Annotated in this window: 16 protein-coding genes; 8 read left to right on the forward strand and 8 right to left on the reverse strand. The window is 59.2% G+C overall.

Annotated elements, in window-relative coordinates:
• Positions 1–83 precede the first annotated feature (83 nt).
• The 4 genes from ISP25_RS01365 to ISP25_RS01380 all read right to left on the reverse strand — a co-directional run bounded on the left by ISP25_RS01365 (position 84) and on the right by ISP25_RS01380 (position 5,910).
• Complete coding sequence (locus ISP25_RS01365; protein ID WP_404611759.1) at positions 84–1,154, reverse strand: enolase C-terminal domain-like protein; 1,071 nt, start codon at positions 1,152–1,154, stop codon at positions 84–86.
• Positions 1,155–1,176: 22 nt separating this feature from the next.
• A complete protein-coding gene (locus ISP25_RS01370) occupies positions 1,177–2,973 on the reverse strand; it encodes a thiamine pyrophosphate-requiring protein (RefSeq protein ID WP_404611761.1) in 1,797 nt (598 codons plus the stop codon).
• A gap of 169 nt (positions 2,974–3,142) precedes the next feature.
• Positions 3,143–4,441 (reverse strand): glucoamylase family protein, encoded by a 1,299-nt coding sequence (locus tag ISP25_RS01375; protein WP_404611763.1) that lies wholly within the window; start codon positions 4,439–4,441, stop codon positions 3,143–3,145.
• Between the two features lie 8 nt (positions 4,442–4,449).
• Positions 4,450–5,910: a GH39 family glycosyl hydrolase gene (locus tag ISP25_RS01380; protein ID WP_404611765.1), complete on the reverse strand. Its 1,461-nt coding sequence runs from the start codon at positions 5,908–5,910 to the stop codon at positions 4,450–4,452.
• Between the two features lie 535 nt (positions 5,911–6,445).
• On the opposite strand from ISP25_RS01380, the gene ISP25_RS01385 reads away from it, so the two are divergent.
• Positions 6,446–6,733 (forward strand): hypothetical protein, encoded by a 288-nt coding sequence (locus tag ISP25_RS01385; protein WP_404611767.1) that lies wholly within the window; start codon positions 6,446–6,448, stop codon positions 6,731–6,733.
• Between the two features lie 156 nt (positions 6,734–6,889).
• Here ISP25_RS01385 and ISP25_RS01390 read toward each other — a convergent pair whose 3' ends face one another.
• Positions 6,890–7,621 carry a response regulator transcription factor gene (locus ISP25_RS01390; RefSeq protein WP_404611769.1) on the reverse strand — a complete coding sequence of 244 codons (732 nt, stop codon included), beginning with the start codon at positions 7,619–7,621 and terminating at the stop codon, positions 6,890–6,892.
• 444 nt (positions 7,622–8,065) lie between these two features.
• On the opposite strand from ISP25_RS01390, the gene ISP25_RS01395 reads away from it, so the two are divergent.
• The 3 genes from ISP25_RS01395 to ISP25_RS01405 all read left to right on the forward strand — a co-directional run bounded on the left by ISP25_RS01395 (position 8,066) and on the right by ISP25_RS01405 (position 10,276).
• Positions 8,066–9,028 carry a cation diffusion facilitator family transporter gene (locus tag ISP25_RS01395; protein WP_404611771.1) on the forward strand — a complete coding sequence of 321 codons (963 nt, stop codon included), beginning with the start codon at positions 8,066–8,068 and terminating at the stop codon, positions 9,026–9,028.
• A 515-nt stretch (positions 9,029–9,543) separates the two neighbouring features.
• The gene (locus ISP25_RS01400) at positions 9,544–9,789 is read left to right on the forward strand and encodes a response regulator (protein ID WP_404611773.1); all 246 of its coding nucleotides are present in this window, start codon (positions 9,544–9,546) and stop codon (positions 9,787–9,789) included.
• Positions 9,790–9,937: 148 nt separating this feature from the next.
• Complete coding sequence (locus tag ISP25_RS01405; RefSeq protein ID WP_404611775.1) at positions 9,938–10,276, forward strand: response regulator; 339 nt, start codon at positions 9,938–9,940, stop codon at positions 10,274–10,276.
• Here ISP25_RS01405 and ISP25_RS01410 read toward each other — a convergent pair whose 3' ends face one another.
• Positions 10,277–13,141, reverse strand: a complete 2,865-nt coding sequence (locus ISP25_RS01410) for a hybrid sensor histidine kinase/response regulator (RefSeq protein ID WP_404611776.1) — start codon at positions 13,139–13,141, stop codon at positions 10,277–10,279.
• A 508-nt stretch (positions 13,142–13,649) separates the two neighbouring features.
• On the reverse strand, positions 13,650–14,141 hold the full coding sequence (locus ISP25_RS01415; protein ID WP_404611778.1) for a DUF6496 domain-containing protein: 492 nt from the start codon (positions 14,139–14,141) through the stop codon (positions 13,650–13,652).
• Positions 14,142–14,285: 144 nt separating this feature from the next.
• On the opposite strand from ISP25_RS01415, the gene ISP25_RS01420 reads away from it, so the two are divergent.
• From ISP25_RS01420 to ISP25_RS01430, 3 genes are all read left to right on the forward strand, one after another.
• On the forward strand, positions 14,286–15,278 hold the full coding sequence (locus tag ISP25_RS01420) for an SDR family oxidoreductase (protein ID WP_404611780.1): 993 nt from the start codon (positions 14,286–14,288) through the stop codon (positions 15,276–15,278).
• Between the two features lie 354 nt (positions 15,279–15,632).
• Positions 15,633–15,890, forward strand: coding sequence for a hypothetical protein (locus tag ISP25_RS01425; RefSeq protein WP_404611782.1), 258 nt, complete (start codon positions 15,633–15,635; stop codon positions 15,888–15,890).
• A 97-nt stretch (positions 15,891–15,987) separates the two neighbouring features.
• Positions 15,988–16,239: a hypothetical protein gene (locus ISP25_RS01430; RefSeq protein ID WP_404611784.1), complete on the forward strand. Its 252-nt coding sequence runs from the start codon at positions 15,988–15,990 to the stop codon at positions 16,237–16,239.
• Between the two features lie 502 nt (positions 16,240–16,741).
• Here the strand turns inward: ISP25_RS01430 and ISP25_RS01435 are convergent.
• On the reverse strand, positions 16,742–16,945 hold the full coding sequence (locus ISP25_RS01435; protein ID WP_192160416.1) for a hypothetical protein: 204 nt from the start codon (positions 16,943–16,945) through the stop codon (positions 16,742–16,744).
• A 97-nt stretch (positions 16,946–17,042) separates the two neighbouring features.
• Here ISP25_RS01435 and ISP25_RS01440 point away from each other — a divergent pair, with 97 nt between their 5' ends.
• Positions 17,043–17,636 (forward strand): hemerythrin domain-containing protein, encoded by a 594-nt coding sequence (locus ISP25_RS01440; protein ID WP_404611786.1) that lies wholly within the window; start codon positions 17,043–17,045, stop codon positions 17,634–17,636.
• The last annotated feature ends 44 nt before the right edge of the window (positions 17,637–17,680 follow it).

Genomic DNA, 17,680 nt, shown 5'->3' on the forward strand with positions numbered 1-17,680 from the left:
TTCCTGCTCGTGATCGATCTGCATGACATGTTCCCCGCTCACCTGAGGCTGCTCGCTGGCCGGAATCACCGGACCGTCGCGATTCAATGCGCCGCGTAGCGCGCGGCGTCCTGTTCTTTCAAAATCAACCCCAACCCCGGCCGGGTTCGATCTGGGCGCAGCGCGCCGTCGACCGGCAAAAGCGCACCATCAAAGAGCAGTTGCTCGATGCGTACGTGGTCGTGGAAATATTCGGCGTGGATCGCCGGCCGCAGCGCGCACAACGGCTGCGCGTGGATAGCCGGCGCACAATGCGAGGACAACGGCAAGTCGAACGCTTCGCACAGCGCCGCCACGCCAAGCAGGCCGCTGATGCCGGCGCAGCGCGTGGCGTCGGCCTGGAGTACGTCCACCGCGTCTGCCGCGAGCATGCGGCGGAAGTACGCCGAGTCGTAACCGTATTCGCCGGCGGTGATGTCCATGTCGGGTGGTGCGCGGTCCCGCAGCAGGTGCAGGCCATCCAGGTCATGCGAGGGGCGCGGCTCCTCGAACCAGCTCACGCCAAGTTCGGCGAAGGATTGCGCCAACGCCAACGCCTGCTTGCGCGTGTAGGCGCCGTTGGCGTCCACAAACAGGCGCGTACCACCGACAGCGCCGCGAGCCGTCCGTACACGCGCCACGTCGCGATCCGGGCTCCGCCCCACCTTCATCTTGACCATGCCGATGCCCGACTCCACCCAACCGCCAAGCTGTTCGGCAAGCTGCTTGTCGGTATAGGAGGTGAAGCCGCCACTGCCGTATACCGGAATCGCCTCACGCACCGCGCCCAGCAAATCCAGCAGAGACAGGTCCAACAACTTCGCCTTCAGATCCCACAAAGCGTTATCCACCGCAGCGACGGCCATCGAGGCAATGCCGGGGCGACCGAGATTGCGGATCGCAGCGAGCATCGCTGCCCACACGGCGGCAATGTCCAGCGCGTTGCATCCGGTCACGACCTTAGCCAGGGTGTCGCGTATCAATACCGCTGTGGCGCCATCCGCGTAGCTGTAACCCAGGCCGTGTTTGCCCCCAGCGTCGATCTCGACCAACACCAGCGTGGTTGATTCCCACGCCAAGGTACCGTCGGATTCCGGCAGGTCAGTCGGAACGGTGTACACAGACACTTTTGGCATCTGGAGTTTCACCGCATCCATGTCAATGTCCACGATGACCGGGAAGGAAGGTGGCGAGCACCTCCTTGGCGGACTGCCGGATCATGCCGCCCGTGTCCTCGTCGCCCTTGAGCATCGATTCGGCAAATGCTTTGGCCTCTTTCAACGTGATATGTGGCGGCAACGGCGGCACGTCGGGGTCGGTAATCGCCTCGATGACGCACGGTCGATCCGCGGACAACGCGGCGTCGAATGCAGCACCGATCTGTGCGGGATCATTCACCATGATGCCTTTCAGCCCGAGCATCTCGGCGTAGCGCGCATAGGGAAAATCCGGCACATGTTGCGCGGCGTCGAATTTCGGGTCGCCTTCCAGTACGCGTTGCTCCCAGGTCACCTGGTTCAAGTCGCGATTGTTAAGCACCACGATGATGAGCCGCGGATCGGACCATTCCTTCCAGTAGTCGCCTATCGTGATCAACTCCGCATTGCCATTCATCTGCATCGCGCCATCGCCGACGACGGCGATCGCGACACGCTCGGGATAGGCAAATTTCGCTGCGATCACGTAAGGCACACCGGGCCCCATCGTGGCCAGGCAACCTGACAGCGACGCCATCATGCCGCGGCGGATCTTGAGGTCCCGGGCATACCAGTTCGCCGCAGAGCCGGAATCGGCCGCCAGGATGCATTCGTCGGGCAGTCGCGACGAAAGCTCCCAGAATACCCGTTCCGGGTTGATCGGCACCGCCTCGTGCATTGCTCGCGCTTCCAGCACGCGCCACCATTCAGCAACGTTCTTCTCGATCGTCTCGCGCCAGCCACGGTCGGTCTTGCGCTGTAGCAGCGGAATCAGCGCACGTAAGGTGGCGGCGGCATCGCCGACCAGACTGATCTCCATCGGGTAGCGGATCGAGAGCATCGCGGGATCGAGATCGATCTGCACGCCGCGCGCCTGTCCTTCCTTTGGTAGGAATTCAGAATACGGGAAGCGCGATCCGATCATCAGCAGTGTGTCGCACTCCATCATCATGTCCCAGCTCGGCTTGGTGCCAAGCAGACCGATGGAACCGGTGACATACGGCAGCTCGTCAGGCAACGCCGCCTTGCCCAGCAGCGCCTTAGCCACGCCCGCACCGAGCAGCTCGGCAACTTCGATCACCTCATCGGCGGCCGCCAACGTGCCAGCACCAACCAGGATCGCCACCTTGCTGCCCGCATTCAGCAGATCGGCGGCATGACGCAGATCGCCCTCAGCGGGTACCACCCGCGGAGGGCGGTAGCCGAAACCGGAATGGACGGTGCCATGCGCACGTGGTGGAACCGGCACCGCGCCGAGGATCTGCACATCGTTGGGCACGATGATGCAGGTCACCGTACGCTTGGCAATCGCGATGCGCAGCGCGCGATCCACCACATGGCGGACCTGCGCTGGCACCATGATCATCTCCACGTAGTCGCTGGCCACGTCCTTGAACAACGAGACCAGGTCGACCTCCTGCTGATATTGACCACCCAACGCCGCGCGCGCCTGCTGGCCTACGATGGCCATGACGGGCTGGTGATCAAGTTTGGCGTCGTACAAGCCGTTCAGCAGATGGATGGCGCCCGGCCCGGAAGTGGCCATGCACACGCCGACCTCGCCGGTGAACTTGGCGTGCGCACAGGCCATGAACGCGCACATCTCCTCATGCCTTGCGCGCACCAACTTGAATTTGTCGCCTGCGCGATCGATTGCGCCCATCAGTCCATTGATGCCATCGCCGGGAAAGCCGTACAAGCGCTCGATGCCCCATTCGGTCAGTCGGTGCAACAGAAAATCGCTGACGTTTTCGCTCATGGCTCGGTTCTCCGGTTCTGATCGGGGACATGGGTCGTAAGCGACCCGCGCAGGCACCGAACAGGGTCGGCGAATGAAAGTCATCCTGCGCGGCATGTCGTTAGTGGACTATGAGTGCGCCGTGCGTATCTCCATCACACCAGTGACGGGCGCGCTCACGTTCTTTCCTTCAGCACGCATGATCGAGCCAACCGCCGTGAAAGCCGGCGCGTCGCAAACCGCGCACCAACGGCGCACAGTCGCGCATCAAGCGCCAGATCAGGCCATTGCGATAGTTTTCCAGCATCAGCACGATGGGACCCTGGTGCAATCCGTAGTGCCACGGCGAAGCCCAGCCGGCATCGCCGCGTTTGGCATGGAAACTGGGATTGAAAGAAGCGTAGAACCCGAAGTCGTTCCGCGGATTCTCCGTTTCCTCGACCAGATGGCGCAGGGTGGGTACCACCAGCTCGGGTGCGAAAGGCAGTGAGGCCAGCGATGCCCACGGTGCCATCGTTCCGTCGTCCGGTCCGAATGGCGCGCCGCGTGCAGCGTAGCCGGCGAAGCGCAACAGCTTACCTTTCCTTTTTTGCGCCGCCGGCCCTGGGCCATGGGTAGCGGTCAACCCCCAGCACTTCGCCTGATAACCTTCGAAACCACGCGGGTTGCGCCGTGCGTATTCGTATTGCACATACGTGGCACGGCGACTGTTCTCGAAATAATCGATACCCTTCTCCGCCATATAGGCATCGTGGATTCCCAGGAAGTCGATCCAGACATGCGAGAACTGATGAATAAACATCGGTCCGGCATACACGTAGGCCAATTCATAGATCCGCTTCCAGCGGTAGCCGCTCAGCCAGTGGGCATAGACATTGGAGGTGGGTGGATGGCTTGCTGAACCGAGTGCCAGCGCGTACATGATCAGCGCCTCGTTGTAACCCACCCAGCTGGCGCGCTGGAAGCCACGCTCCGGCTTCCACCCCATCGAGATGCCGGCGCCACCATGTTGTGCCCAGCGCCAGTCGACGCTGTCATAGATTGCATTCGCTGCGGTGCGGATTTCGGCTTCTTCACGATGCTCGCCGCTGAAGTACTGCGCACAGGTGAGCATGCCCGCCACCAGCAATGCGGTGTCGATAGTGGAAAGCTCGCAATTACCCGCGCGCCGTCCCGTCCGGAGATCGAGGAAGTGATAGAAGAATCCTTTGTAACCGACGCCATCGGTCGCGCCGGACTGATCCGCCATCAGAAAGAAGCGCAACGTCCCCAAGACCAGCTTGCGCGCCGCGGCGCGTGTCATCCAGCTCCGCTCCACCGCTACTGGATAACAGGACAAGGCGAACCCCACCGCGGCGATGCTGCATGGCGAGTGCGGCTCGGTCGAATCGGGTATCAGTCCGTTGCCGGGCTGGCGGTGATCGATGAAGTATTGGAACGAATCGTGCTGGATCAGGTCCAGCAAATCCTCGTTGCTGGATCCTGTCATTGATTTTTTCACGAAGTTTCTCCCGTGCTGTCGTCATTCGGGACATGCAGCGTGATCGCAGCGACGGCGTGCGGAGGCAGATCGATGTTCAGTGAGAATCCACCGGTCTTCGCGTGCCACCGCAATGGCTCGCGTTGCAGGAGCGCAGCCTCGTGTAGCCGATGTTGCTGCTCGGCGTTTGGATAGTCCGGTGAGCCAAGCGCCTCCCACAGCTTGCGCGGATTGCAATGATCCTCGTCGATGCGCTCCAGCCACGCGCCAGTGGGTGGCTGTGAGCAGGCAAGTTCAATCGTCACTTTCTCGGCGGCGATCGGATGTTCCGGGAACGCGTGGTTGCTCAGCAACACCATCACGACGCCCTCCGCGCGCACCACTGCAGCGTCCACTGTGACATGCGCACCGTCCACCCGAAGCCGTTCGCGACCGAGCCGGTGCAGCATCTGGAACGCGCGATAAGTAGGTTTGGCGATGCCACCTATAGTGAGCAGGCCGAAGCCGCCATGAAACGGTACCGAGGAAAAGTAGTTCTCGGCAAAAATGTCCGAGAACGTCCACCAGCTATAGCACTGCACCAAATCGGCTACGGCCAGGAAGTTCTTGATCATGAAGGCTGCCGCGTATGGCTCGTCATGAAGCCTGAAGAACGGATTGGACGAGCTACACCACTCTGTGTAGTACACAGGCAAAGTGTCTGCTGCGGCACAACTGTCCAGCACGCGCCGATGCAAGATGCCACGCGTTGCCAACGAAAGCTGTTTTTCGGTGTCCTCCCCCGGCTTGCCGAACGCATCGGTTGGGTAATGATGAGTTGATACGAAATCACACGGCAGCTTCGCTCGCCGGCAGAACGCCACGAAGTCCGCGATCCATTCGTCATTGGCAGTGGCGGGGCCGCCCACCTGCAACTGAGCATCGACCGACTTGATGGTAGTCGCGGTGTGCCGGTACAGCTCGAAATAGTCGGCCTGGGTTCCGGTCCAGAACGAGGGAATATTGGGCTCGTTCCATACTTCGAAGTACCACCTGCGCACCTCGTCCAGTCCGTAGCGATCCACCCAATGGCGCAGCAGTCGGTCGATCAGCGCGTCCCAGTCGGCCAGTTTCTTCGGCGGCGTCACGTTGCCGCGATAACTGAATACCGTGGTGTGGCCTGATGCGAGCGCGGTTGGCATGAAACTCAGTTCCACGAACGGGCGCATGCCGATCTCGCGCAGAAAATCGATGATCAGGTCCGCATTATGGAAGCCGTAGTGCAACGTGTCCTGCTCATCCAGCAGAATCGCCATATCGTCGTCGAGCAGACCATGGAAGCGCACATATTCGACACCGAGTTCCTCACGCACGCGGCGCATCTGCTCGCGCCAATCCGCACGCAAGGCCATACGCGCGTGATCGCTACCAATGGTGTGCGACCACACATGGCGCAGGGGGGCGCCTGTCTGGTCGAGGTCGCAATGGAATTCGGGCATCGTTCATCTCCTCCGTTCAGATGTCACCGCCCAGCATGCGGTGCCCCCTTGCGTCGGCATACCGACCGCCGCTAGCACGATCAGCATCGACGACCATGCAAGACCGACCGTCGAGGCAGTGCAGATCAGCGATCCGCCGCGCAAATACATGAAGATCGTCACATGCAATACCTTGTGCTGCGCGGTACCGAGACTGGTGAACGCATCGAATGCCTCGAAGAGAAATCAGTGCACTGCTCGCGCCAGGAAAAATCAGCGACACGATCAATGTGTCGAAGTGCATAGCTGATGCGGATGGCGAGGCCGCCGCGCCGGAGCGGCAACGTTGAGTGTTCATCCTGCGCGTCTCACCAAATAGATCAGCGGAGTCACGAAGACTCGCACGATTTCTTCGAGGAAAAATCTGAGCGTAGGAATGGCGAAGTTAACGCGGTGTGGTTGTTACGTTTTCACGAGAACATGCGTGGCGTTCCGTCACCTCAAAGATGCAAGAGTCCTGCAAGGATCCGTCTACGGACTTTTTCGGAGAATTCACATGCCCATGGTTCGATTTCGACTCATCGGACAACGTGCCGACGCAGATACTCTCATCACTTCGCTGCACGGCATCGACGAAGTCGACCATGTCGAAGAAGTTGACGACTTGATACCCCGTATGCGCGACGATTCGAGCTCGTCGGAGCAGGCCAGTGATAGCGAGGGAAAGGTTTATTGTGTCGAAGTCGAGATTCGCGACGACGAGGTATTCGATACCGTGCGCAGAAAGGCGGAAGACCTTACCCGCCGGCTAGGCGTCGGCATCGAATTCGTTGACGAGTTCTAGAAAACAGCGTATCCGTCGCGGCCACTTCTGGCCTTTACGGGTCACTCGACTCGTCACAGGCATTGTCTGGACTTGATTCGCCACATCCCTTTCCGCCAAACGATTCTGCTTATGGCATTCGGCGGAAAGGACAGGTAGTTTCAGCGAACACAGGACTCAGGCCGCATCCCCGGCAGCGCACATTTCCGCATCAAGATCCGCGAGGCGATAGCCTGCCGAATGAATGGTATGGAGCAGTTGGTTGGCAAATGGCTTGTCGATGATGCGACGCAGGTTGTACAGGTGCGAGCGTAAGGTATCGGAGTCAGGAAGCATATCGCCCCAGATTTCGCGCTCGATGTCGCGTCGGCTTACCACGCGCGGAGACTCGCGCATCAGGATCGCCAGCAGCCTCAGTCCAATCGGCGACACATTGAGCACCTTCCCAGCACGCGTCAACCGTAGGATCGCCGTATCAAGCGTCATATCGCCGACGGTCAGAATCTCGGTAGAGACTTGCCGACGATCGCGTCGAATCAGGGCATGCACACGCGCCGCAAGCTCACTCAATTGGAACGGCTTCACGAGATAGTCGTCAGCACCTGCTTCCAGACCAGTGAGCTTGTCGTCTAGGCTGCCGCGCCCTGTAAGCATCAGAAGAGGAGTGGCTCTGTTTGCCTCACGGCGAAGCTTCCGGCACACCTCCAAACCATCCATCCCAGGCAGTGATAGGTCGAGCACGAGGACGTCATAGCTGCCAGTCACCGCAAGATGCAATCCGCTAGGACCATCAGCTGCGTAGTCGACGGAGTAACCAATTTTTTCGAGAAATTCGCCTAATGGCTCGGAGATCTGGCGGCTGTCTTCCACCAGCAAGATCAGACCTTTCTGGTCATCACGCGTGTTCATGTGAATTCCTGCGATATTGCCCCTGCGCTGATCAGCTTAAGCGGAGAAGAGATGACGGGCGAGTGAAAGGGTTGTACTCGCTTTTGCTCTTGCAGCCGCGACAATTCGACCACCCAAAGTTCATGACGAAGTAACGAGCAGCCCGGAATGATGGAAAGCCACCGCAAAAATCGGAATCCTTCATGCTTCCCTTTACGTTGTCGCCAACCTTGCGAAGCATGCCGATTCCACCGGAACCTGCGCCTTCGCCACAGGAGCCCGTGCCGCCAAGCCAGCCCGGCGAACCGCCAGCGCCGATGCCACCAGCCGCTCCGCCATTTCCGCAACCGGGGCGTCCACCATTGGTCGAGCCGCAACCCGCGCCATTACCAATAGGCGATCCCGTGCCGCCACCTCCCGAACGCCCCACGGCATGAGGTACCGATCACGGCGATACCTTGCCCGATGTCTCCCTCCGCTTCACACAAAGTGGTCTATGTCGCGCTCGGCGGCAACCTGCTGATTGCTGTCGTGAAGTTCATGGCAGCAGCTTATTCCGGCAGTTCAGCAATGCTGAGCGAAGGCGTGCATTCTCTTGTCGATACCACCAATGAATTGCTGCTCCTTTATGGTTTGCGCCGCGCCGCCATGCCTCCGGATCCACTACATCCGTTCGGACATGGTCGCGAACTGTATTTCTGGAGCTTCATTGTGGCGCTGCTGGTTCTGGCAATAGGCGCTGGCCTCTCCTCCTACGAAGGTGTCGTCCACATTGCACGCAATAAGACGATCGATCATTCCGGCGCGAATTACATCGTTCTGCTGGTGTCGATGCTGTTCGAAGGCAGCTCATGGCGTGTCGCACTGGGCGAATTCCGCGCCCGCAAAGGCAAGCTTGGCTACTTCGAGGCGTTTCGCCTAAGTAAGGATCCGACCACCTTTACCGTGCTACTGGAAGACAGTGCGGCTCTGGTCGGTTTGCTAATTGCACTGGTTGGACTGGCAGGTGCGCAACTGCTCAAGTCGCCGGTGTTCGACGGCATTGCCTCTGTGGGCATCGGCTGCGTGCTAGCCGTCTCGGCTCTGCTGCTCGCACGGGAAACCAAGGGGTTGCTAATCGGCGAAACCGCCCATCCAGCCGTAAGCGATGCGATCATGGCGATCGCCGCCGCCGACGCCGACGTGCGCATCGCCAACGGCGTATTGACCGTGCAGATGGGGCCACATCAGGTAGTTGCTGCGCTGAGCGCCGAATTCGAGGATGTGCTTTCCACCACACAGATCGAAGCCTGCGTCCATCGGATCGAAAAGCGAGCCAAAGTGGCTCGCCCGGAGATCATTTCGCTGTTCATCAAACCGCAGACCGCCAAAGTTTGGCGAGATCGCCGTCGCGCGATCGAAGCGAACGCGCATGAACTGGAAAACTGAGCTCTCATCTCCGCTTGGCTGCACGATCAGGTCTATGGACTTTGAGTACAAACCACTTCGATTCGCTCACTGAGCGTCAGTTGTTCCTATGGCGCTTCCGATCCGCCTTCGCATGCCGTTCCGGACTTCTGCCGGGGACGGCTCCATCTCGATCTCGTTCGCTTCGTGTACTGCTCACGTTGTCCGACTGATTGCCATGAACACTCTCTCCCCCATGTATACGGCATAGGTCGTCGATGGTGTGGTATTGACTTTCGTGGACATCACACAAAACCATCGCAGCGAGACCGCATGCGCACGGTTGGCGACTATTGTCGACAATTCGCAGGACGGGATCATCGGTTAAGCCGCGAACGATACAATCACCAGCTGGAATGCCGGGGTCGAGCGTATTCTCCGGCATCGCGTCGAGCAGGCACTGCGCAAGCACTTCGCGATGCTGGTGGCTATGATGCTGGAGGATGTGATTCAGCGCGGGCTTCAGCGTATTGTTGACGGCCCGGTTGAGCAGCGGCTTGGAGCTGGCTACGACGGAATGGATCGATGACGCTGTCCTGGACATCAATCTCGCAGGTGAAGATAGCTTTCTGCTCGCCGCGGAGCTGCGCCGCCGAAAGATCCCGTTCGTGTTCGCCTCCGGTTATGGAAGCGACGGATCGCCGGACGAATATCGTGACGTCGAAGTGCTGCTGAAACCCTATAGCGTGAAGCATATCGAGGAAGTCTTGGATCGCATGCTTGCCGGCGGCCGAACCGGGTAGCCAAATACCGGCACCGCTTCGCACCCATGATGCATGTTGATGGTGTCATGCTGCTATTGGCGATAGGCTGAACACCGGTCGGAACAGATCGTACGAGGGGACTATGGAGGGAGGACTCATGCACAGCCAAACATCCACGCTTGGCCGCGTGTTGGTGATCGAAGACGACCCCGTTGTCGCCATGGTACTGGAGGACGTCCTGCAAAAATTGAAGCTGGAAGTCATCGTCGATCTCAGTCTGGCCAATGCGCTCACGGAGATCGAATCGGGCGAATTCGATGCCGTGTTGCTCGACATGGAACTGCGCGGCGAAAGCGCGCGCCCGGCGCTGCTGGCCATGATGGCGCAAAACGTCCCGTTCGTTGTGATTTCCGGCAGCGACCAGTCTGCCTTGGTAGCGGAGTTCCCGCAGTTATGTGTTTTGATGAAGCCGGTGAGCAGCGCGGAGTTGCAACGCATCGTGCGATCCTTGCTTCGCCACGCGTAGTCAAGCGCCGTCCTTCTGCACGGGGTCTGTTTGCAAGTCCTCTCCCTTACTCATCACTTCGCGAATGCAGCGGGCAAGTTTCGCGGTGCTGAAGGGCTTGGTGATCAGCGGCCATTTCTGAGTCGCTTGCTTGCCGCCTTGGGTCTTATCCGGCGCATAGCCGCTCATCAGCAGAATCTTCAGCTTCGGGCGCATGACGTGGGCGGCCTCCACCAGAGTGCATCCGGTCATCCCAGGCAAACCTAGGTCGGATATCAGCAGATCAACGGACTCCTGCGTCAGGAGCAAACTGAGCGCTTCATCGCCACTAGCCGCTTCCAGGGTGGAATAACCCAACTGGTGCAGCACTTGGACGACGATGCCGCGTACCACCGGCTCGTCTTCCACCACCAGGACCAGTTCGCCCGCGCCTTTGATAAGGTGCAGTTGCGCAACGCGCGGCGTTTTCTGTGGAGCCGCAAGGTTCCGAGGCAGACCAATACTGACGCTGGTGCCCTCGTCCACCTCGCTGCGGATCTCGCAGAAGCCGCCGGACTGTTGCGCAAACCCGTACACCATCGACAATCCCAAGCCTGTTCCACGTCCAACTTCTTTGGTGGTGAAGAACGGATCGAACACTTGATCAACGATCTCTTTCGGGATGCCCGTTCCCGTGTCGGTAACCGTCAGTAGTACGAATTGCCCGCAGTGGAGGTCCGGCCGATGAGCCGCGGCCGACTCGCCGATATCGAGGTTAGCCGAGCGCAGGGTCAGGCGGCCGCCCTCCGGCATGGCGTCGCGGGCATTGATTGAAAGATTGAGCAATGCGCTTTCCAACTGGTTCGCGTCGCACCTGCAGGGCCATAGGTCATCTGCAAGCTCCAAATCGAGCGCAACTGCTTCACCCATGGTGTGCTTCAGCATGTCGCTCATGGACATGACTAATTGATTTGCATCGACCGACTGCGGATCGAGCGGCTGTTTGCGCGAAAAGCTCAACAGTCGCTGCGTGAGCGCGGCAGCGCGCTGGGCGGAATTCAACGCACCATCGATGAAACGAGAAACGTCGCGCGCATCGTTGTCCTTAATTCGCAGATCGATGATCTCGACCGCGCCGATAATCCCTTGCAGCAGGTTGTTGAAATCATGGGCTATGCCTCCTGCCAGCATGCCAACGGATTCCATTTTTTGCATTTGACGCAGTTGCGCCTCGATCGAAATCCTTTCACCGATATCACTGATAAAAAGGTTGAGTGGATCACTGCCCCAGGATGTGCGAGTGCCGAAGTTAAGCTCGACAGTAACAAGATCGCCGCTTTTCGTTCGCAGCTTGAGCGGGATAGCATCATGCTGGAAAATGTTGGGTCCGCTCAACGAAACACGTTCAACAAAGCGGCCGCGCTCGTCATCCGGCACGATCAATTGAATGAGTTCCTTTCCGATCGCCTCCTCGCGCGACCAGCCGAACATCTCGACTGCGGCGGGATTCCATTCGACTATCCTGCCCGCGGGGTCCAATTGAACGAAGCCATCCGGTGCGGTATCGATCACAGCGCGTGCGCGCCGCTCGTTCTCGACGATAGCTTCCTGGTTTTTCATCCTTTCGGTGACGTCCCGGGTAATCTTGGCGAAACCCACCAGATGGCCCTTATCGATAATAGGGTCGACAATCGCGCTCACCCAGAAAAGGCTGCCGTCCTTGCGTAGGCGCCAACCCTCTCCCTCATGCCTCCCCTCACACGAAGCGGTTGCCAGTACCTTCTCCGGCATGCCGTTGGCGCGGTCCTCGGGTGTGTGGAACGTCGAGAAATGCCGGCCGACGATTTCCTCGGACCGATATCCGTAGATCCGTTCGGCGCCCTGATTCCACTGGGTGATGTTGCCCTTCGGATCCAGCATTATGATCGCGTAATCAAGCACGCTCTCCACCAACATGGCGAACTCGCGCTCGCGACGGTGCAGCCTCGTCAATGCCGCCTCTGCTCTGTTGGTCCGATACACCACGCGCTGCTCCAGCGTTTCGTTGAGACTACGAAGCGCTTGCTCTGCATCGATACGCTCGCTGATATCGATCAACACATTCACTGCTCCGACGAGTACGCCCGACTTGTCGAGCAACGGCGTTGGATAGGCCTCGCAAACCACCCGACTGCCGTCTGGCCGCAAGGCGACGATCTGACAGGCATACCGGGCACATCCATCGCGGAGCGTAATCGCCATGGGACACTCATCATGCGGCATTGGTGTTCCATCGGGATGAAGCAACTTCCAGCTGAAGCACCATCTATCTCTTACGGAGGGACGGCGCCCCGCAAGAGCGACCGCGGCCTCGTTAAAGAACATGATGGTTCCATCGACATCCGTGGTGTACACCGCGACAGGCAAAGCTTGCAGCATTTGGCGAAATAGATCGCCCTGCCGATGCTCACATTCTGCGGTCCCGTTCCGCTCGAGTGTCGCAGTCAAGTCACTGAAGAGCGGCGGCCCCTGAAAGCTGCACAGGACGGCTTTGACTGAACCATCCGTCGCCACCAGCGGCGTCAACCTGGCATGCAACGAGAGGCGAACGCCGGGGTCGCTTTCGATTTCCAGTACCGCGTCGCATGCTGGACAGCCGCTCTGCAAGACATCGATCAAGGATGTTCCGACGGCCCCGGCTCTCTGTCCATGTCGCAGCAGATCCCGGAACCGGTCTTCGATCGTCGAATCATCCGGTCTGACACGCTCCAACAGACGTTTCGCATCTTCGTTCCAAGCCAGCAATTGGCCTTGTCGGTCGCAAACGCACGCAGGCCACGGCATCGCCTGCAGCATGCAACGCCCAAGATCGCCGAACCATGCGTCCGCTTCAGATCGGTTCCCTAGTATCCGATGCAGCCAGGTCATCGGCGAAGCCTCGTGTAGATGATGTGAAAGCAGTGCGAACCGCGATGCCGATGCATGTCTTTCCGTGGATTGGCGTCAGACTACGCCGCGCCCGGCGGAATCCACTTCAGCAACTGTCCATCAGAATCTACTGAAAGAATGGAGCAAGTAATACCACTTCAATATCTCGGCCAGGATGCGGCTTTCGGTCTGCTCGCCATCCACGGCAAATTGGGCATCGAGTACGTCGCGCAGAGCACGAGGGGCGGATGGGAACGGCTCGAACGAATTTGAATTGAAGTGTTCTTATTGGACTTGGGCCAACTAGTCGTAGATCTCATGGCCACCCACAACGTTGTGCGTAACAGTCGATGTTGGGCTCCTAGCGCTGACAAAGAGGGGGGGCACAAGCGCTCGATTCTCCGCACATCCGCCGCGCGGTCAATTTCAAAGCGATGCCAGCACGTTGAGCAGAACGTAGGAAAGCGTATCTATCCAGATGAGCCGAGGTATGTGAGGCACTCCTTGCTCAAGACGCGTTCCGAGCCCGCGTCCTGGCGGCCTTTTTGGCAGCAGCTGATCGCCCCGCTGAGCCCTTGGTTCGTGCCGCCTTCTTGGCGGCTGCCGAACGCGATTTCGGCGTGCGCTTGGCGGCTGCTTTCTTGGCGTTCGACGAGAGCGCGGATGAGGAAGCCGCCTCGTGCCCCTCCTTCTCCAGTACGTGCTTAGTCGCCGCGGAGCGCTTCCGTGATGGCTGTTTGCGACGATGCGAGGCTGCTTCGTCCTGCGCTGCCTTCTTCTTCGTCGATTTGCTGGCGGACTTGCTGATCGGGGCCTTGATTCCGGCACGGCGTGCCTTGGAGAGACCAATGGCGATGGCTTGCTTGGTCGATCGCGCGCCGTGCTTGCCTTCACGCACATGCTCGCTTTCCTCCCGCACATATTCCCCGGCTTGCGTGCCCGGAGACTTGCCCTCCTTCTTGTCCTTAGCTGCGGCGCGACGAGTGCGTTGTTCAGGCATGACCATTCTCCCAAGGGACGTGTGCCGACTATCACGACCTGCGTGTCCATGCGTCGTCAATAGACATCGCTCTGATCCATTGTTCACTGGAGCGGAACAAATTGCCGGATAACGTGAACCATCCCGCCATCGGAGCACGGGACCATGGGTACGAAATCGCGAGACACCAGCAAAACCGCCGAGAAGCATCGCGACATAAAGGCGCAGGCCGAACGCAAAACACGCGGTGGCAAAGAAAATCGTGCTCCCGCGCCATCCACAAAAAAGACCAAGACCGGGGACCATCAGCATCCGGAAACACCGTTTCCCGAGCGGCAGCTGACAAAACCAGGCCTGGAGCGCGATCTCGATCCGCGGCCGCAGTTCCTGGCGCCCACCTATACAGGTAGCGGCAAGTTGCGCGGCATGGCGGCGCTCATCACCGGCGGCGATTCGGGCATCGGGCGGGCGGTAGCCGTGTTGTTCGCCCGCGAAGGTGCCGACGTAGCCATCGTATATCTGTGTGAGGACGCCGATGCGGAGGAAACTCGGGATTACATTCAGGCTGAGGGCCAATGCTGCCTCCTGATTCGCGGCGACGTCAAGGAACCCAACTTCTGCAAGCAAGCTGTCGAGGCCACGGTCGAGAAGCTCGGCAAGCTGTCCATCCTGGTTAACAATGCGGCCTTTCAGCAGCACGTGGACGCCATCGAGGACCTCACCGAGGCGCACTTCGACGAAACGCTGAAGACCAATCTCTATGGCTACTTCCACATGGCCAAAGCGGCGTCACCACACTTGGGCAGCAACTGTTCGATCATCAATACCGGCTCGGAAACCGGCTTGTTCGGCAACGACAAGCTGCTGGATTATTCAATGACCAAGGGTGGTATCCATGCCTTTACCAAAGCCTTAGCAGCGAACCTGATCTCGCGCGGAATCCGCGTGAATGCAGTCGCACCCGGGCCGGTATGGACACCGCTGAACCCGGCCGACCAATCGCCTGAACAGATCCGTGACTTCGGCAAATCCAGTCCGATGGGCCGCCCTGCCCAACCGGAGGAGATCGCGCCAGCTTATGTCTTCCTGGCCTCACCCTCATGCGCCAGCTACATCTCGGGTGCGATTCTTCCCGTTATGGGTGGCCCCGCCCCATAACGACTGGCACCAAATAGCGAGGTTGCACGACTAACTGCAAAACGCGATTTCCCGAAGAGGTGAGAGCCCTACCCTGGCATGAGTTCGAATACCGACCTCCATGCCATCTTCGTAGTGCAACTGCATTGCGAACCGTGGTAGCGCGACTTGCACGGGTACGTTCAGACCCATGGGAAGGCATCGAAACCTTGCAACAGAGCTTTGGTCGGAGCGATGGACCAGCAAGCGGAATGGCATTCAGGATGATCAGCCACGCTCACGACGAACTTCCCACCCGTCGTTAACCTCGGCTCTGTAAGCATCAGTAGAACGCCTTCCAGCGGCATTTGCCGAACACAGCGACTGGAGAAACTCATGACCTCATCTGCCGAATCCACCACTCAGACACTCGCCGAAGCACACGAACATCACGACAAGGCTGCCGAACATCACAAGCAAGCGGCGCACCACCACGAGGAGGCTGCCAAGCGCCTTCGTGACCACAACACCGCTGAGGGTGCTCATCACGCCCATTTGGCTCACAGCCACGGACTGTACGCTGCGGAGCATGCCAACCAGGCGTCCAAGAGCTTCGCCAAGCGCCATGGCCTCGGCACTCTCGACCGACGGTAAACGGTACGCATCACCTGCGGCCGCAGCTATTTCGCTGTGGCCGTAGTGCTACCAGCAGCAATTGGACTTTCGCACCGCCAAGTCACGGGATGCCGTCATGCTTCAACTCAATCCACCGCTTCCTATGAATACGCCCAAGGGAGAAGGATTCGCTCATATCCTCATCGACTATGGCCCGGAATCGGACTTGTATTGGACGGTGTTGATCACCGCCAGCGGCGAGATATGGACCTTTGCCAACCGGGACGTCCGGGCCTCGAAGAATATTACCTTGGGCCGTGTCTCGCCCGGCAGCCCGCAAGACGACAGTGCGCCCATCCAGATGCGTCCACGAAACCGCGACGGCTAGATAAACCGTCGTTTCGCACAAGGTGGCGGGGCTCCGTCGTCATCAAGCGACGAGGGAGCACGACTCAATAGCATTCCACCGCGCCAAGAATCTGGGGTGGATCCTGCACCGAGCTCAGAGTGATCCGAGATTGCCCGGGTTAACCAGATGGCCGTGTATCCAGGGGTCTTTACCCATCCCGTGAACCACTCTCGCTAGCGCGGCACGCGCAGCCTCCTTGCTCCCCACACATGAAACTGGAGGAACCGGGCTTGTCGCTGCGCAGGTACACGGAAGGGTCGCGGATCCATCCGGCGGTTGTGGCGGCACTCCCTGATAGCCGAGGCCGCGTCCCCAGCGCTCTTGTCCTCGTCGGAAGATACATCGCTTGCAGGCTTGGACAGTTCCTTTGGCGCGAGATCTTCGAATTGGCGCCTTCGAATTGGCGCAAGCTCGATTGATTCGACCCACACGAAGCGGAAGGCGCGGAAAGCCGCGCCTTTCGCTTCGTTCCATTGATCCATCAACGGTCGTTCTTGTGGCTCTGCTGGCCGGACTTCATATGCTGCTCTTGGCCGCCGCCACGCACAGAACCGCCTGAGTTCTTGGAGTCCTTGGCAGCGCTGGAACTGCGGTCTTCGTTCTTGGGATTCTGCTGACCAGCCTTGATGGGCTGCTCGTGATTGCCGCCTCGTTCGTTGTTCTGGTTGGAATGCGAATGTGTCATCAGTGATCTCCGGAGAGCGCAAGGACGTTACCGACGAAGCTGCGCGAATTCACCGTCGGACGCCAAGTGTCGCGTTCCACTCATCAAGCGCGCATGCATGGGGCGTGAGAACTCCTTGGATCTTCATGAAGCGCGCTTGTCTGCGTCGTTCGTGATGACCGAAAAGCTGCACAAGTTTCACGACGAATGCATCGTGCCGCATTTACAAGTGGGCGCCCCATCAGGAGCTCCGCTCATGAAAAATGCCATCCAGCTACTCACTGACGACCACAAAAAAATCAAGTCACTGCTCGAAGAACTGGCTAACACCTCCACTCGCGCGGTCAAGAAGCGCGCACAGCTTCTGGACGAGGTAGCCACGATGCTGAAGATCCATACGACCATCGAAGAGGAAATCTTCTATCCGGCATTCAAGCAGGCTGGCAACAAGGACGACGCCAAAACGTACTTCGAGGCGATGGAAGAACATCGTGCCGCCGGCGAGCTCGTGCTCCCCGACCTCATGGGCACAAAACCCGATAGCGAGCAATTTTCCGGTCGAGCGAAAGTACTCAAAGAACTTGTCGTCCACCACGCCGACGAGGAAGAACAGGGAATGTTCAAGCGTGCCAAGTCCATCTTCGACAAAGCAGCTCTCGACGCATTAGGTGAGCGTATGCAGGCACGAAAGGCACAGATGCTCGGCGAGTAGCCGCCGCGATCACAGGGCTGGATCGATCGCTCCCTCGCCATCCA

The sequence above is a fragment of the Rhodanobacter hydrolyticus genome (assembly GCF_044904645.1).

Excerpts from the sequence above, each read along its gene's own strand:
- ISP25_RS01435 (WP_192160416.1), bottom strand. The coding sequence starts at position 16,945 with ATGACACATTCGCATTCCAACCAGAACAACGAACGAGGCGGCAATCAC.
- ISP25_RS01440 (WP_404611786.1), top strand. The coding sequence starts at position 17,043 with ATGGGGCGTGAGAACTCCTTGGATCTTCATGAAGCGCGCTTGTCTGCG.
- ISP25_RS01390 (WP_404611769.1), bottom strand. The coding sequence starts at position 7,621 with ATGAACACGCGTGATGACCAGAAAGGTCTGATCTTGCTGGTGGAAGAC.
- ISP25_RS01420 (WP_404611780.1), top strand. The coding sequence starts at position 14,286 with ATGGGTACGAAATCGCGAGACACCAGCAAAACCGCCGAGAAGCATCGC.
- ISP25_RS01430 (WP_404611784.1), top strand. The coding sequence starts at position 15,988 with ATGCTTCAACTCAATCCACCGCTTCCTATGAATACGCCCAAGGGAGAA.
- ISP25_RS01365 (WP_404611759.1), bottom strand. The coding sequence starts at position 1,154 with ATGCCAAAAGTGTCTGTGTACACCGTTCCGACTGACCTGCCGGAATCC.
- ISP25_RS01410 (WP_404611776.1), bottom strand. The coding sequence starts at position 13,141 with ATGACCTGGCTGCATCGGATACTAGGGAACCGATCTGAAGCGGACGCA.
- ISP25_RS01385 (WP_404611767.1), top strand. The coding sequence starts at position 6,446 with ATGCCCATGGTTCGATTTCGACTCATCGGACAACGTGCCGACGCAGAT.
- ISP25_RS01395 (WP_404611771.1), top strand. The coding sequence starts at position 8,066 with ATGTCTCCCTCCGCTTCACACAAAGTGGTCTATGTCGCGCTCGGCGGC.
- ISP25_RS01415 (WP_404611778.1), bottom strand. The coding sequence starts at position 14,141 with ATGCCTGAACAACGCACTCGTCGCGCCGCAGCTAAGGACAAGAAGGAG.
- ISP25_RS01375 (WP_404611763.1), bottom strand. The coding sequence starts at position 4,441 with ATGACAGGATCCAGCAACGAGGATTTGCTGGACCTGATCCAGCACGAT.
- ISP25_RS01370 (WP_404611761.1), bottom strand. The coding sequence starts at position 2,973 with ATGAGCGAAAACGTCAGCGATTTTCTGTTGCACCGACTGACCGAATGG.
- ISP25_RS01425 (WP_404611782.1), top strand. The coding sequence starts at position 15,633 with ATGACCTCATCTGCCGAATCCACCACTCAGACACTCGCCGAAGCACAC.
- ISP25_RS01380 (WP_404611765.1), bottom strand. The coding sequence starts at position 5,910 with ATGCCCGAATTCCATTGCGACCTCGACCAGACAGGCGCCCCCCTGCGC.